The sequence below is a fragment of the Neobacillus oceani genome (assembly GCF_046237595.1).
Classification (GTDB): domain Bacteria; phylum Bacillota; class Bacilli; order Bacillales; family Cytobacillaceae; genus Bacillus_D; species Bacillus_D oceani.
This window is the reverse complement of record NZ_CP143543.1, coordinates 2,794,819-2,808,911: the sequence shown is the minus strand read 5'-3', so window position 1 is coordinate 2,808,911 and position 14,093 is coordinate 2,794,819. Positions and strand designations below refer to the sequence as shown.

The 14,093-nt window shown below is 46.5% G+C and carries 18 protein-coding genes; 16 read left to right on the top strand and 2 right to left on the bottom strand.

Annotation, left to right across the window (positions count from 1 at the left end; translation table 11 throughout):
* The first annotated feature begins 17 nt into the window (after nt 1–17).
* Together V1499_RS14165 and V1499_RS14160 are read left to right on the top strand one after the other, a co-directional pair.
* Nucleotides 18–269, top strand: coding sequence for a YqkE family protein (locus tag V1499_RS14165; RefSeq protein WP_409270544.1), 252 nt, complete (start codon nt 18–20; stop codon nt 267–269).
* The gene (locus V1499_RS14160) at nt 269–802 is read left to right on the top strand and encodes a GrpB family protein (protein ID WP_409270543.1); all 534 of its coding nucleotides are present in this window, start codon (nt 269–271) and stop codon (nt 800–802) included. The genes V1499_RS14165 and V1499_RS14160 overlap by 1 nt, the downstream gene beginning before the upstream one ends.
* A gap of 162 nt (nt 803–964) precedes the next feature.
* Here V1499_RS14160 and V1499_RS14155 read toward each other — a convergent pair whose 3' ends face one another.
* Nucleotides 965–1,873: an aldo/keto reductase gene (locus V1499_RS14155; protein WP_409270542.1), complete on the bottom strand. Its 909-nt coding sequence runs from the start codon at nt 1,871–1,873 to the stop codon at nt 965–967.
* A 168-nt stretch (nt 1,874–2,041) separates the two neighbouring features.
* The gene (gene mciZ, locus V1499_RS14150) at nt 2,042–2,191 is read right to left on the bottom strand and encodes a Z-ring formation inhibitor MciZ (RefSeq protein WP_409270541.1); all 150 of its coding nucleotides are present in this window, start codon (nt 2,189–2,191) and stop codon (nt 2,042–2,044) included.
* A 73-nt stretch (nt 2,192–2,264) separates the two neighbouring features.
* Here mciZ and V1499_RS14145 point away from each other — a divergent pair, with 73 nt between their 5' ends.
* From V1499_RS14145 to V1499_RS14080, 14 genes are all read left to right on the top strand, one after another.
* On the top strand, nt 2,265–2,816 hold the full coding sequence (locus V1499_RS14145; protein ID WP_409270540.1) for an NUDIX hydrolase: 552 nt from the start codon (nt 2,265–2,267) through the stop codon (nt 2,814–2,816).
* Nucleotides 2,816–3,979 (top strand): endonuclease Q family protein, encoded by a 1,164-nt coding sequence (locus tag V1499_RS14140; RefSeq protein ID WP_409270539.1) that lies wholly within the window; start codon nt 2,816–2,818, stop codon nt 3,977–3,979. The genes V1499_RS14145 and V1499_RS14140 overlap by 1 nt, the downstream gene beginning before the upstream one ends.
* A gap of 85 nt (nt 3,980–4,064) precedes the next feature.
* Nucleotides 4,065–4,700, top strand: coding sequence for a stage II sporulation protein M (spoIIM, locus tag V1499_RS14135; RefSeq protein WP_409270538.1), 636 nt, complete (start codon nt 4,065–4,067; stop codon nt 4,698–4,700).
* Nucleotides 4,701–4,818: 118 nt separating this feature from the next.
* The gene (locus tag V1499_RS14130) at nt 4,819–5,277 is read left to right on the top strand and encodes a Fur family transcriptional regulator (RefSeq protein WP_409270537.1); all 459 of its coding nucleotides are present in this window, start codon (nt 4,819–4,821) and stop codon (nt 5,275–5,277) included.
* Between the two features lie 610 nt (nt 5,278–5,887).
* Nucleotides 5,888–6,115, top strand: a complete 228-nt coding sequence (locus V1499_RS14125; protein WP_409270536.1) for a YqzK family protein — start codon at nt 5,888–5,890, stop codon at nt 6,113–6,115.
* Nucleotides 6,116–6,124: 9 nt separating this feature from the next.
* Complete coding sequence (gene xerD, locus V1499_RS14120; RefSeq protein ID WP_409276305.1) at nt 6,125–7,018, top strand: site-specific tyrosine recombinase XerD; 894 nt, start codon at nt 6,125–6,127, stop codon at nt 7,016–7,018.
* A gap of 205 nt (nt 7,019–7,223) precedes the next feature.
* Complete coding sequence (gene deoB / locus V1499_RS14115) at nt 7,224–8,411, top strand: phosphopentomutase (protein WP_409270535.1); 1,188 nt, start codon at nt 7,224–7,226, stop codon at nt 8,409–8,411.
* 98 nt (nt 8,412–8,509) lie between these two features.
* Nucleotides 8,510–9,814 (top strand): pyrimidine-nucleoside phosphorylase, encoded by a 1,305-nt coding sequence (locus V1499_RS14110; protein WP_409270534.1) that lies wholly within the window; start codon nt 8,510–8,512, stop codon nt 9,812–9,814.
* A 187-nt stretch (nt 9,815–10,001) separates the two neighbouring features.
* On the top strand, nt 10,002–11,171 hold the full coding sequence (locus tag V1499_RS14105; RefSeq protein ID WP_409270533.1) for a D-alanyl-D-alanine carboxypeptidase family protein: 1,170 nt from the start codon (nt 10,002–10,004) through the stop codon (nt 11,169–11,171).
* 190 nt (nt 11,172–11,361) lie between these two features.
* Nucleotides 11,362–11,712, top strand: a complete 351-nt coding sequence (gene spoIIAA, locus V1499_RS14100; protein WP_409270532.1) for an anti-sigma F factor antagonist — start codon at nt 11,362–11,364, stop codon at nt 11,710–11,712.
* Nucleotides 11,712–12,152: an anti-sigma F factor gene (gene spoIIAB / locus V1499_RS14095; protein WP_409270531.1), complete on the top strand. Its 441-nt coding sequence runs from the start codon at nt 11,712–11,714 to the stop codon at nt 12,150–12,152. Before spoIIAA ends, spoIIAB begins: the two co-directional genes overlap by 1 nt.
* A gap of 11 nt (nt 12,153–12,163) precedes the next feature.
* Nucleotides 12,164–12,922, top strand: coding sequence for an RNA polymerase sporulation sigma factor SigF (gene sigF / locus V1499_RS14090; protein WP_409270530.1), 759 nt, complete (start codon nt 12,164–12,166; stop codon nt 12,920–12,922).
* Between the two features lie 120 nt (nt 12,923–13,042).
* Nucleotides 13,043–13,675: a stage V sporulation protein AA gene (locus tag V1499_RS14085; protein WP_409270529.1), complete on the top strand. Its 633-nt coding sequence runs from the start codon at nt 13,043–13,045 to the stop codon at nt 13,673–13,675.
* A complete protein-coding gene (locus V1499_RS14080) occupies nt 13,662–14,087 on the top strand; it encodes a stage V sporulation protein AB (RefSeq protein WP_409270528.1) in 426 nt (141 codons plus the stop codon). Before V1499_RS14085 ends, V1499_RS14080 begins: the two co-directional genes overlap by 14 nt.
* The last annotated feature ends 6 nt before the right edge of the window (nt 14,088–14,093 follow it).

Genomic DNA, 14,093 nt, shown 5'->3' with positions numbered 1-14,093 from the left:
TAGAGGAGAGATGACCAATGGCAAAGAAAAGACAGCCGCAAAAGGCGCAGCCGAAAAAAGAAGACAAACCGCTTACCCTCGGGGATATGCTCAACAAGGATTTGATAAACCAGTTGAAAAACCGCCAGCAGGAACTGAAAGCGGAAGAGGCGCGCAAGGCGGAGGAAGAAGAAAGACGCAAGCGCGAGGAGCGCAGGCTGAAGGAGAAAAATAAAAGCTTCGAGGAGCTTTTAAATGAGAGCGGAATGAACTGGAAGGAATTCAAATAATGAAGCCGCCCCGTAAAGTTGAAGTTGTACCGTACCAGGAAGGCTGGCCGGAAAGTTTTACAACGGAAGAAGCTATTTTAATAGAAGCAATGGAGCCGGATCATGTGGTTTTTCATCATATCGGAAGCACCTCTGTACCCGGCTTGAGCGCAAAGCCAATCATTGATATTCTGGCGGAGGCGGATGCACTTGGCCTTTTTGACAAGGCCGTGGATGCGTTGCGTTTGGCCGGCTATGAATCTCGAGGAGAAAACGGCGTCCCCGGCCGCCGGTATTTCATTAAGTACGATTCGAACGGGGACAGGCGTGTCCACCTCCACGCCTTTGAAAAGAACAGCCCGCAAATTAAGAGGCACCTCGCTTTCCGTGACTACTTACGGGTACATCCTGTACGGGCGGCACATTATGGGAATGTGAAGGAAACCGGAGCCGGGCTGTTCCCAAGTGACATTAGTTCTTACATCGCTTATAAAGAAAAGACAGTGCTTGAAATCGAAAGGGAAGCATTGGTTTGGGCCGGCATCCGGGAATAGATGCCGGCTTTTAATTGTCCTGGCCACCATTTCCTTGTAACAAAACAGGCAATTTCACTGTTCAATGTAGCTACTCTGTAACTACAAACTATGGCGCTGTCTTGCATGACATGGAATCTACCCATAGGAAGAGGCCTCCCTTTTAAGGAAGGCCTCCCCATATTACCTATGCTCAGCATACACATTCGCTTTTGTCAGTTCCCTAATCAGGCTGATTTCTGCACTTGAGAGCGATTCTCCGCGGACGGCGCTGGCGTTTTTCCTGACCTGTTCGACGCTGCTTGCACCGGCGACGACTGCGGCAACTGCCGGGTGCGCCAAATTATAGTGCAATGCCGCCTCCTCAAGCGGACGGGAAGCAAGTTTTTCTTTTAACAAAGGCAAAAGCCTTTCTAGCTCATCATGGCTATAATCAAGATAGCCTTTCCCTGAAGCCTTTTCGAGCATTCTTTCGGATAATATCCCCTTTGCGACCGGCCCTCTTGTGACTGCGCTGATTCCTTTCCTTGCAAGGACAGGCAGGATTTCTTCTTCCGGGCGCCTGTCGAGCATGCTGTATTGGACCATGACAGAGACAATTCCCGACTTTTCGGCATACTCCCTAACCACATTTGGCCGAATGGAGGAGATGCCGTAATAACGGATCAGGCCTTCCGCTTTTAATTCCTCGAAAGCTTCAATTGTTTCATCGATTGGATCGTCAATCGTTCCACCGTGGAGCTGGTACAAATCAATATAATCGGTCCCCAGCCGCTTTAGGCTTCCTTTGACAGCTTCTTTAATATGTTTTTTGGACGGGTCCCAGTTCCACCCGGATTTATCTTCGTTCCAGCGATTGCCCGCTTTTGTCGCGATAATCACTTTGTCGCGGCGCCCTTTCAGGCATTCACCGACGATCTTTTCGTTTTCTCCAAAGTCATACAGGTCCGCGGTGTCAAAGTAATTAATGCCTTCGTCCAATGCCGCATCGATAATTGAACGTGCCTTGTCCAAATCGGTGCCAAGCGACATGCAGCCAAGCCCGAGGACACTCACATTTAAATCCGAATTGCCAAGCTTTTTTTTCTTCACTACCATCCACTCCTTGGGTCCTATTCTAACCAAAGTGCGGGACGGGCGGCAAACTGTTTGTTTACCTGACCGGGCAGCGCCGTCAAGGCCGTTTCGAAGGAAGATACCTTTCAAAACGGTCCTGAGAGAGGTCTCGTATTAACTTCAAAAAACCCTAAAGCGTCTTAATCAGCGGCGTGGCGCTTTATGCTTTTCAGCTTCCGATTTAACCAACTCCGCCACAGTCATGTACAACGTGCCGCACTCCCTAAGAATGTAGCGGATTTCCTCCGCCTTTCCAGACAGGACAAACCCTTTATCATGTATGTAAGCCTTCATGAGTGAACTCCCCCAATTAAAGTATGATAAAATGTATGAACACTAAAATTGGATTAGAACAGGAGTGGAACAGATGGACAGACTTGAGGAAAAGACAATCGGAAGCAAGGAAATTTTCAGCGGAAAGATTATTTCTTTAAGAGTCGAAGAAGTTGAGCTTCCGAACGGGAAAACGTCCAAGCGGGAAATCGTCAAGCACCCAGGCGCGGTTGCGGTCATTGCCGTGACGGATGAAAAAAAGATTGTCCTTGTTGAGCAGTACCGAAAAGCGATGGAGAGGGCGATGGTGGAAATACCTGCCGGGAAGCTTGAGAAAGGCGAAGACCCATCCGAATGCGCTCGCCGTGAGCTTGAAGAGGAAACAGGATATGAATGCAGGGAAATGGAATGGCTTACTTCCTTCTATACTTCGCCGGGCTTCGCTGACGAAATCGTCCATCTTTACATCGCGAAAGGCCTGTCGAAAAAGGAGGGGGCAGCGGAACTTGACGAAGATGAATTTGTGAACGTAGAAGAACTTACCCTCGATGAAGCGCTCGCTTATGTAAAAGAAAAGAAAATTTATGACGCAAAGACTGCCTACGCCATCCAATACCTTCAACTGCAGGAGGCATTCAAGAAATAATGGGCCGTTACTTCGCGGATTTTCATATCCATATCGGCCGGACAAGAACCGGCAGGCCTGTAAAGATAACGGGAGCAAAATCACTGACTTTTTCAACTATCATCAGCCATGCCCGAAATGAAAAAGGGCTTGATATGATTGGCATTATCGACTGCCACTCGCCTGAGGTTATTTTGGAGATGGAAAGCCTGATCGAATCCGGGGAAATGGCCGAACAGGCCGGAGGGGGCCTCTTGTATGGAGGAATGGCGGTCATCCCTGGGGCGGAACTGGAAATTTACGATGAACAATGCAAGGGCCCAATCCATGTTCTTTGTTTTATGCCAAGCCTGGCATCGATGAAGGAATTCTCCGCCTGGCTGTCGGAAAGGATGAAAAACGTCAACTTGAGCTCCCAGCGAATTTATACATCGGGGCGCGGCCTCCAGGAAAAAGTGAAACAGCTCGGTGGACTGTTCATACCGGCCCATGTATTCACTCCCTTCAAAAGCCTCTACGGGAAAGGGGTTAATCAATCGCTGGCTGAGGTATTTAATCCTGAACTGATCGACGGTATTGAACTGGGGCTTAGCTCGGACACAACAATGGCGGACGGTCTTGCGGAACTGCATCGTTACCCTTTTTTAACGAACTCAGATGCTCATTCCCTCGCAAAAATTGCGCGTGAATATCAAGTGATTAAAATGAATCAGCCGTCATTTATGGAGTTTTCAATGGCGTTGAGGGGAGAAGGCGGACGAAGGATTTTGGCTAATTACGGGCTTGACCCCCTCCTTGGAAAATACCACGGAACCGTCTGTGCCGAGTGCCTTGCACCTTTAGTGACTGAAGGGGTGCCATGCGGGGATTGCGGTTCGCGGAAAACGGTCAAGGGGGTGGCCGACCGGATTTCGGAGCTCTCGACTGCTCAGGATGGCCCGGAAGGCAGGCCGCCTTATGTCCATCAAGTCCCCCTTGAGTTCATTCCTGGCCTTGGCCCGAAGCTGCTCCAAAAACTGTTATGGCATTTCGGCACCGAAATGGCAATCCTCCATGAAGTTCCACAGGAGGCGATGGAAAAAATCATCCCTGAAAAACTAGTGAAGCTAATTATCCTTGCGCGGGAAGGGAAGCTTTCACTAAAAGCGGGTGGGGGAGGAAAATACGGGAAAGTGGAGTACTGAAGACAGTTTGCCCATCTCTATTCATGTCATATCGAAAATGGACAGGCATACAATGGTATAAAACCGTCCTTCAGGGGGAAATGCCATGAAAAAACGTATGAACCATTTCGTCGAAGCAGCATATTTGGGCGAGCACTCCTCAGTATTCCTGTTTGTATCCATTCTTTTTATGATGGGGGTCATCTTCGGGGCCGTCATCGTGAACAGCATGAGCTTCGAGCAAAAAGAAGATCTGTTCTATTATTTATCGCAGTTTTTCAGCCAGATTGCCAATGGTGAAACAGCGGCTTCCGGAGAGCTATTCGTGCAGAGTCTCCTTCACAACAGCAAATTTATCGCACTGATGTGGGTGCTCGGTATCTCAATCATCGGATTGCCGGTCATCCTCATCCTTCTTTTTATAAAAGGAATGGTTGTCGGATTCACGGTTGGCTTCCTTGTCAGCCAAATGGGCTGGAAAGGGTTCGTCTTCGCCTTTGTATCCATACTTCCGCAAAATGTGATCATCATTCCGGTCTTTATCGTGATGGCGGCGGTGTCGATTGTATTTTCACTAAAGATGGTTGGCAGGCAATTTACAAAAAAGTTCAGCCAGCCAATCCTTCCTATTTTTGGGCGGTACTTTCTTCTACTAGCCGGGGCGATTGTACTTTTGGCCTTGGCTTCGGGCATTGAAGCATACTTGTCGCCTGGATTTATGAAAGCCGTTGCCGGCAAATGAACTGATAATCAATCCCACCTAATAATCATTACAATTTGTTATTTATAATTATTTTAGTTTTCTTCTCGTGCCCTATCTGATATAATGGGAAAGGACAGTTGCGAGGGAGGACGAACGGATGGAAACAAGAATCGAAAGAATTAAAAAACAGCTGCATTCATCAAGCTACAAGCTTACTCCTCAACGAGAAGCTACCGTTCGGGTTTTATTGGAACATGAGGAAGACCATTTGAGTGCGGAAGATGTCTATCTTCTTGTAAAGGAAAAATCTCCGGAAATTGGATTGGCAACTGTTTACCGGACTTTGGAATTGCTGACAGAATTGAAAATCGTCGATAAAATTAACTTTGGAGACGGCGTCTCCAGATATGACCTGCGCCAGGAAGGAGCTGCCCATTTCCATCACCATCTTGTCTGCATTGAATGCGGGGCGGTTGATGAAATACAGGAAGACCTTCTTGAGGACGTTGAGGAAATTGTTGAAAGGCGCTGGAATTTTAAAATAAAAGACCATAGGCTTACGTTCCATGGAATTTGCCACCGCTGCCAGGACAAAGAAGAACCAGCAGACGAATAAAAGTGGTTCCTAGGAATGCCGTTAAAAATGAAGAATTCATAAAATCTACCCTTCTCCAATGAAGGGTTTTTTGTTTGGCTATAATAGAATACAATGTTTATTTTTGGAAAAAGGATTTTGGCGAAAGCGCCTACCCCGCGGGACGCTGTAGTAGACAGTGACTAGTGAATAATTGCCAGATAATTTTCGAAAAAATAGTAGGTGTCAGACGCTCACTAGTTAAATTTGAGAATAACTAGTGAATTTTCTGCCGAGGTGGCAGACGGGGACTAGTGAATAATTGCTATAAAACTTTCAAAAAAGTAGTAGGGGTCAGACGCTCACTGGTGAATTTTACAAATAACTAGTGAAGTTCTCGTTGTTGCTCAGCTCGTATTAACTCTGCTTGATGCTTTTCAGGAAACTTATTCAAAAAAAAGTCCAGCAGCTGCTTTGACCTACGGGCACCGTGTCCTCTCCGCTCCAATAGACGCAGGCAAAAATCAATACTGTTCTTAACACAGTTTTTTTAAAAAAAGTATAGTTTTGCTGGGTAAGGTTTTTCAGGTATAATATTGGCCGTTTTGGGCATACCCTGTACTAAAAACCTGAAGTTACGGGGGGAACCGCCATGATCGTATTTTGCCGGGCCATGTACAATGCCCTGAAAGTCCTGATCCTATTCATCGCCTGCACGTTCCTCTTTTATTATGGTATGATGTGGATACATGAGGAATACCAGAATTACCACCGGTACGATAAACCGAAGGGGGCGGCGGTCAAAGTGTCCAACTCATTGGATACAGGCAACCCTGAATGGTTCGACCGGTTGTTATTGTTCTATAAGAGCGGGGAGTAATGAAGCATGTTGGAAGATCATTTGAAAGATTTTATCCATTTTCTATTGGTTGAAAAAGGCCTCTCGGAAAACACAATGATATCTTATGAGCGGGACCTTAAAACCTATTTGCGCCATTTGAAAGATGTACAGGCTATAAAGGCGATTGATGATATCCAGCGGACCCATATTCTACAGTTTATTGGAGAACTGAAAAACGAGGGGAAGTCGGCGAAAACAATCGCCAGGCATGTCGCGTCGATTCGTTCCTTCCATCAGTTTTTGCTGAGGGACAAGGCCGCGAGCCATGACCCGACCGTCCATATCGAAACCCCGAAGCTTGAAAGAAACCTTCCAAAGGTACTCAGCATGGAGGAAGTTGAAACCCTTCTTGAAGCGCCGAAAGGAACGGGCCATTTTGGGCTCAGGGACAAAGCGATGCTTGAACTCCTATACGCGACAGGAATAAGGGTTAGCGAGCTGATTGGACTTGACTTGGACGACCTTCACTTGAACATGGGGTTCGTTCGCTGCATTGGAAAAGGAAATAAGGAGCGGATCATTCCCATCGGCCGCACCGCGACAGGAGCGCTTGAACGTTATTTGGAAACCGGACGGCCTAAATTTTTGCGGCAGAAGTCGAGGGAAGATGCCCTTTTTCTTAATCACCAGGGAAAGAGGCTAACGCGCCAGGGATTTTGGAAAATCCTTAAAAAGCTTTCTTTTGATGCGGGGATAGAAAAAGACCTTACCCCGCATACACTCCGCCATTCGTTTGCCACCCATCTTCTCGAAAATGGGGCGGACTTAAGGGCGGTCCAGGAAATGTTGGGCCATTCGGATATTTCGACGACCCAAATTTATACCCATGTAACCAAAGTTAGGTTAAGGGATGTATATAGCAAATTCCATCCAAGAGCTTAATAGAGTAAGAGAGTGGAGCCGGTCAAATTTTGTCCGGTTCTTGCTATTTCTGTCATAAATAGTTTGATTCTTTTTCTTGTAATTTCATAGCCATTTAGTAAAATATAGATGTCAGACTTCTGACGTTTGTACTATGGTTAAACGATTTATTGATAGGGTAAACTACCCCTGTCGTTGTCTCCATGAAAAAGGAGGAAATTTGAAAATGAGTAAGAAACCTAAATTTAAAAGGATTTTTCTGATTGTAATGGATTCAGTCGGAATCGGCGAGGCACCCGATGCTGAAAAATTCGGCGATAAAGGGTCGGATACTTTAGGACACATAGCCGAAGCAATGAATGGCCTGAATATGCCTAATATGGGGAAGCTTGGCCTCAGCAATATCCGTGAAATTAAAGGAATTGAGAAACAGCAAAAGCCACTTGCCTATTTTACAAAAATGCGGGAAGCGTCGAATGGAAAGGACACGATGACTGGCCATTGGGAAATCATGGGCCTCAACATCCAGACTCCGTTCCGTGTGTTCCCGGAAGGATTCCCTGATGAATTGCTTTCTGAGCTTGAAGCGAGGACCGGAAGGAAAATAATCGGAAACAAGCCCGCGAGCGGAACAGCGATTCTTGATGAACTCGGGAAGGAACATATGGAAACTGGCGCGCTAATCGTATACACTTCTGCCGACTCAGTCTTGCAAATTGCGGCGCATGAAGAGATTGTTCCTATTGATGAACTGTACAAAATTTGTGAAATCGCCAGGGAACTTACTCTTGATGATCCATACATGGTCGGACGCATCATCGCGCGCCCGTTCATTGGCGAACCAGGCAATTTTAAGAGGACCGCGAACCGGCATGATTATGCATTGAAGCCATTTGGGCGGACAGTCATGAACGAGCTGAAGGATTCGGGCTTTGACGTCCTGGCTATCGGGAAAATTTCCGATATATATGATGGGGAGGGCGTAACAAAATCCCTTCGCACCGTTTCGAATATGGATGGAATGGATAAGCTTGTCGACACACTGGAAATGGACTTTACTGGCCTAAGCTTTTTGAACCTCGTCGATTTTGACGCGCTCTATGGCCACCGCCGTGACCCGGAAGGCTATGGAAAAGCGCTTGAGGAATATGATTCCCGACTGCCAAAAGTGTTTGAAAAACTGAATGAAGACGATTTGCTGATTATCACCGCGGATCATGGCAACGATCCGGTCCACCCGGGAACAGACCATACTCGGGAATATGTGCCGCTCCTTGTTTTTTCGAAAAAGTTGGATGAGGGGAAGGAATTGCCAGTCAGGAAGACGTTTGCTGATATTGGTGCCACGGTTGCGGAAAATTTTGGTGTAGCGATGCCTGAACATGGCGAAAGCTTCCTTGGCGAGTTGAAGTAACCTCTATGCAAAAAAATATAGGGAAAGCTTTCTGGCAGAAAGCTTCCCTCTAATATAATGGAAAGCTTGGCTAAATAACTAACTAGTGGGTGATATCAATGAGAATGGTAGATTTAATCGAAAAAAAGCGTGACGGACTGGAATTGTCTGCGGAAGAAATCAACTATATTATTGAGGGCTATACAAATGGCTCTATACCGGACTATCAAATGAGTGCGCTTACAATGGCGATCTATTACAAAGGGATGACGGAAAAGGAAAGAGCCGATTTGACGATGGCAATGGTAGAGTCCGGAGATCAAATCGACTTGTCTGAAATTGAAGGGGTTAAAGTCGATAAGCATTCAACCGGTGGTGTTGGCGATACAACGACGCTTGTTCTCGGCCCCCTTGTTGCCGCGGTTGGCGTCCCTGTCGCAAAAATGTCCGGGCGCGGCCTTGGCCATACTGGCGGAACGGTTGATAAACTTGAAGCGGTCGCTGGTTTCCACGTCGAAATTGAGAATTCTGAATTTATCAACCTTGTAAACAAAAATAAATTAGCCGTAATCGGCCAAAGTGGGAATTTGACTCCTGCTGACAAAAAGTTGTACGCGCTCCGGGATGTAACCGCTACTGTCAATAGCATCCCTCTTATCGCCAGCTCGGTTATGAGCAAAAAAATTGCTGCAGGCGCCGATGCCATTGTCCTTGATGTAAAAACAGGCGCTGGTGCTTTTATGAAAACGCTTGAAGACTCAAGGGAACTTGCAAAGGCAATGGTCCGAATCGGAAATAATGTCGGCAGGAAAACGATGGCCGTCATTTCCGATATGAGCCAGCCGCTTGGCTATGCGATTGGGAATGCACTTGAAGTCAAGGAAGCAATTGATACATTAAAAGGCGAAGGCCCGGCGGATTTGACGGAATTGAGCTTGACGCTTGGAAGCCATATGGTTTACCTTGCAGGGAAAGCCGAATCCCTTTCGGAAGCCCGCGGGTTGCTTGAAAAAGCAATTCAAGATGGGAGCGCGCTCGAGAAAATGAAAGAATTCCTAAGCGCCCAGGGAGGAGATGCTTCCGTGGTCGATGATCCTGCCCGCCTTCCACAGGCAAGCTTTATTTTTGAACTTGAGGCGAAAGAAGATGGTTTCGTTTCGGAAATCGTTGCCGATGAAGTAGGGACTGCCGCAATGCTGCTTGGGGCGGGCCGCGCGACGAAGGAATCCGAAATCGATTTGGCTGTAGGAATCGTGTTGAAGAAAAAGATCGGCGATAAGGTCAATAAAGGAGAATCACTGGCAGCCATCCACAGCAACTCCGAAAATATTGAACAAGTGAAGGAAAAGCTCTACAGCAGCATCAAGCTTTCGGGCGCTGAGGTAGAAAAGCCGACCTTGATTTATGAGGAAATAACCGAATAGAAATCGTTGTAGAGGCGCTTTGGATAAAACCGAAGGCGCCTCTTTTTTTTTTGTCAGGAAATTTTAAAATGTAACGTTGTGGATAACTCGAAATAACCAGGCGCTTGCGCATTTTGTTCTTCTGATTTTGTATAAAAAAACCATTTATGGAAAAGATGGAGGCTATAAAGAATGGAGGGTTATGCAAATGAAACGATTAAGTTCACTGATACTTGCTGGACTGTTAGCCATAACACTGGTTTCGCCGGAGGCATCCGCAAAGGAAGCAAATACCGCCGATCTTGCCCGGGAGGTAAAATCGGCCATTCTAATCGAAAGGGACACAGGGACTGTCCTGTATGAAAAAAACAGCCATGAACCTCTTCCGCCGGCCAGCATGACAAAAGTTATGACTATGCTTCTGATTATGGAAGCGCTGGATGAGGGGAAACTTAGCATAAACGAAAAGGTCCGGGCAAGTGAGTATGCCGCTTCAATGGGTGGTTCCCAGATTTTCCTCGAAGCAGGGGAAGAAATGACAACCCGGGAATTGCTTAAAGGAATTGCGATCGGATCCGGCAATGATGCCTCTGTCGCCATGGCCGAAAGGATTGCGGGTTCTGAGGAAGCATTTGTCGATAGAATGAACAAAAAAGGCAAGGAGCTTGGCCTTAAAAATACCGTATTTAAAAATACGACCGGACTTCCTGAAGAGGGCCACGTCAGTACAGCGGCCGATATGGCAATCATGGCGAAGGAACTATTAAAATACGAGGATATTACGAAGTATACGGGCATGTATGAATCATATCTTCGGGAAAATACAGACAAAAAATTCTGGCTTGTCAACACCAATAAGCTTGTCCGTTTTTATCCAGGCGTGGATGGGCTGAAAACTGGTTTCACGGCTGAAGCGAAATACTGCCTAACAGCTACCGCCCAAAAGAACGGAATGAGGGTGATAGCCGTCGTTTTCGGAGCTCCAACTTCTAAAGCAAGGAACGCACAAGTGTCAAAAATGCTTGATTATGCTTTCGGCCATTATGAAACCCATCCTCTCTACCAAAGGAATATCGCAGTTGGAGAAGCGGCCGTGAGCAAGGGCAACTTCAAAAGAATCGAAGCAGTCACAAGCGAGCCTATTTCCATCCTGACAAAAAAAGGAGAAAAAGTTGACGACATCAAGAGGGTCATCAAAATCAGCAAAAATCTGAAAGCCCCTATCGAAAAAGGAGATAAAGTCGGGACAATCAGGCTGATGAAAGATGGCCGTCTGCTTCAGGAACAGGACTTGGTCGCAAGCAGGAATGTCGGTGAAGCGGGCTGGTGGACATTGTACAAGAGGTCAATGGGCATGTTCACGAAAGCAGGGAAATGAAGCTCTGTCGAATCGCGAAACTTTTCAACTACCTTTAGCGAATTGCCACTAGTTTTGTCTTTGTAGAAGGATTTGCCATTGCGGATATCGAATTGAACTCACTGTAAGGCGCCCCGTCTAGCTATGGCGGGCTTAATTGGGCCGGATACGCGGACAATTGCCGGAGAAACAAATTAGGAGGCCGAATACAGTGAGTCTTAACATCGAAATGGAAGTAATGAGCGAAGTATTATGCATCCGGTTAAGCGGTGAACTTGACCACCATACCGCTGACGGGCTGCGATCCCGGGCAACGGAGGCCATTGAATCACAAGGGATCCGCCATATTGTCATGAACCTTGAAGGGCTGACATTCATGGATAGTTCCGGCCTTGGCGTCATCCTGGGACGATATAAACAGCTGAAGCAGCTCCACGGGGAATTGGTCGTATGCTCTGTCTCCCCAGCGGTTGAAAGATTGCTTGACATGTCGGGCTTATTTAAAATTATCAGGATGGAACCGACGGAAGCATATGCGCTCCAGCGATTGGGGGTTGCGTAATGCGAAACGAAATGAGCCTTCAATTCAGCGCGCTTAGCCAAAATGAGTCTTTTGCCAGGGTGACGGTAGCAGCGTTTACCGCCCAGCTCGATCCGACCATGGATCAACTGACTGAAATTAAAACGGTCGTTTCCGAAGCGGTCACGAATGCGATCATCCATGGTTACGACAATGATCCGAATGGAATCGTCTATATCGATGTGGCGATTGAAGCTGAATCAGTTGAAATCACCATTAAAGATAAAGGGAATGGGATAGCGGATATCGAAGAGGCGCGCCAGCCGCTGTTTACAACAAAGCCGGAGCTGGAACGCTCAGGCATGGGGTTCACGATAATGGAAAACTTCATGGATGAGGTTGAGATCCAATCCGAGCGTGGAAAAGGCACGGAAATCAGGTTACGGAAGAATTTATCCCGAAGCAAGATGCTTTGCAATTAAGGAGACCGCCTATGGACGTAGAGGTCAAAAAAGATAGCAACCAGCCGTTTCTCAAAGATCATGAGGTTAAGGAGTTAATTAAAAGAAGCCACGAGGGCGATGAACAAGCCCGCGATATTATCGTCGAAAAGAACATGAGGCTTGTCTGGTCGGTTGTCCAGCGTTTTTTAAACCGGGGATATGACCCTGACGATCTTTTCCAAATTGGCTGCATTGGCCTGTTAAAATCGGTCGATAAATTCGATTTGTCATATGACGTTAAATTCTCGACGTATGCGGTGCCGATGATTATTGGCGAAATCCAAAGGTTCATCAGGGATGATGGAACAGTAAAAGTAAGCCGTTCGCTGAAAGAGACCGGAAATAAAATCCGCAGGGCCAAGGATGAATTATCCAAGTCCCTTGGCCGGGTTCCAACTGTCAATGAATTATCTGCCCATCTTGGGCTTTTGCCGGAGGAAATCATCCTTGCCCAGGAAGCTTCCCGCGCTCCGGCTTCGATTCATGAAACGGTTTATGAAAACGATGGCGATCCAATTACGCTCCTGGATCAGATCGATGACGGAAATGACGGAAAATGGTTTGATAAGATAGCCTTGAAGGAAGCGATTCGGGAACTTGATGAAAGGGAAAAACTGATTGTTTATTTGCGTTATTACAAGGACCAGACACAATCAGAGGTAGCCCAGCGCCTTGGAATTTCCCAGGTTCAAGTGTCCCGCCTTGAAAAGAAAATATTGCAACAGATGAAAAGCCATATGGATATTTAAATCCATATGGCTTTTCTATTTTGCAGAGAACTTTCACCTCCATTATGAGGCAATTATTGCCTTTCATTAAGGCAGGCGGTTTCAACCATACTAGCAATACAAGGAAAACTATGTCTGGAAGTGAGTGTTTTGGAAAAAACAGTCTATATCCGCATGAGAAACAGAATAATTGCCAATCAGGACCAGGTAATCATGATTGGCGATATCGCCCAGGTTCTCGCCCCCGAAGGCATGGAGCGGGCGATTAAAGAATTGTCGATTCACCAAATCACGAAGAGAGACAGCAATTATGTCGTCATTGATGCTATGAAAGTAATAAGGAAAATAACGGGTTTGTTTCCCGGCTGCGACATCCAGGCTATTGGGCCGGCGCAGACTCTAGTCGAAGTGAATATTGAAAAAAGGCGTATGCTCTCATTGCCTTTTTTCATCCTGATATGGCTCTTGCTCTTTTTCGGTTCGGCGATGGCGATAATGAACTTCCATGATGATGTAAGCATGAAGGACGTCCATGCGAAGTTATACACCATTATTACCGGAGAAGTTACTGAAGCGCCACTGTTGTTTCAAATCCCATATTCCTTTGGGCTTGGAATGGGGATGGTCCTGTTTTTCAACCATATCTTCAAAAAACGGATAAATGAGGAACCCAGTCCACTGGAAGTTGAAATGTTCAATTACCAGCAGTCCTTGGATAACTACGTTATGATTCACGAAAATCGGGAGAGCATGAAGCGCCTTGACGACAATTGAGGTCATTTTAACGGTATTTATTGCCGTGAGCGGCGGGCTAGCAGTGGGTTCCGGCTTTGTTGCTTTTTTGACTGTACTTGGCATCATCCCCCGCCTGGCGCAAATATCCAAGACTGCAAATAAGGCTGTCTGGTATGAGGCGGCTGTTATTATCGGTACTATGGCGGGAATTTATGGTGGCCTCAGGGACCCGGTGCTGGGAATATCCCAATTATTTCTTATTCCGATGGGCCTTGCCGGAGGACTATTTGTCGGCATGATAGCCGGGGCACTTGCAGAAGTTCTAAATGTCATTCCCATCCTTGCAAAGAGGCTGAATATTGATGGGAAAATCATTACATTGCTTATGGCTGTTGTTTTTGGAAAAATCTTTGGTTCGCTCTTTCAATGGCTTTATTTCATAAAACGCTAAACTGCA

Bases quoted from the DNA above. Each gene is read 5' to 3' on its own strand.
- V1499_RS14125 (WP_409270536.1), top strand. From the start codon at position 5,888: ATGATCGTATTTTGCCGGGCCATGTACAATGCCCTGAAAGTCCTGATC.
- sigF (WP_409270530.1), top strand. From the start codon at position 12,164: ATGGACGTAGAGGTCAAAAAAGATAGCAACCAGCCGTTTCTCAAAGAT.
- V1499_RS14140 (WP_409270539.1), top strand. From the start codon at position 2,816: ATGGGCCGTTACTTCGCGGATTTTCATATCCATATCGGCCGGACAAGA.
- deoB (WP_409270535.1), top strand. From the start codon at position 7,224: ATGAGTAAGAAACCTAAATTTAAAAGGATTTTTCTGATTGTAATGGAT.
- V1499_RS14130 (WP_409270537.1), top strand. From the start codon at position 4,819: ATGGAAACAAGAATCGAAAGAATTAAAAAACAGCTGCATTCATCAAGC.
- spoIIAB (WP_409270531.1), top strand. From the start codon at position 11,712: ATGCGAAACGAAATGAGCCTTCAATTCAGCGCGCTTAGCCAAAATGAG.
- V1499_RS14160 (WP_409270543.1), top strand. From the start codon at position 269: ATGAAGCCGCCCCGTAAAGTTGAAGTTGTACCGTACCAGGAAGGCTGG.
- V1499_RS14145 (WP_409270540.1), top strand. From the start codon at position 2,265: ATGGACAGACTTGAGGAAAAGACAATCGGAAGCAAGGAAATTTTCAGC.
- spoIIM (WP_409270538.1), top strand. From the start codon at position 4,065: ATGAAAAAACGTATGAACCATTTCGTCGAAGCAGCATATTTGGGCGAG.
- V1499_RS14110 (WP_409270534.1), top strand. From the start codon at position 8,510: ATGAGAATGGTAGATTTAATCGAAAAAAAGCGTGACGGACTGGAATTG.
- V1499_RS14105 (WP_409270533.1), top strand. From the start codon at position 10,002: ATGAAACGATTAAGTTCACTGATACTTGCTGGACTGTTAGCCATAACA.
- mciZ (WP_409270541.1), bottom strand. From the start codon at position 2,191: ATGAAGGCTTACATACATGATAAAGGGTTTGTCCTGTCTGGAAAGGCG.
- V1499_RS14165 (WP_409270544.1), top strand. From the start codon at position 18: ATGGCAAAGAAAAGACAGCCGCAAAAGGCGCAGCCGAAAAAAGAAGAC.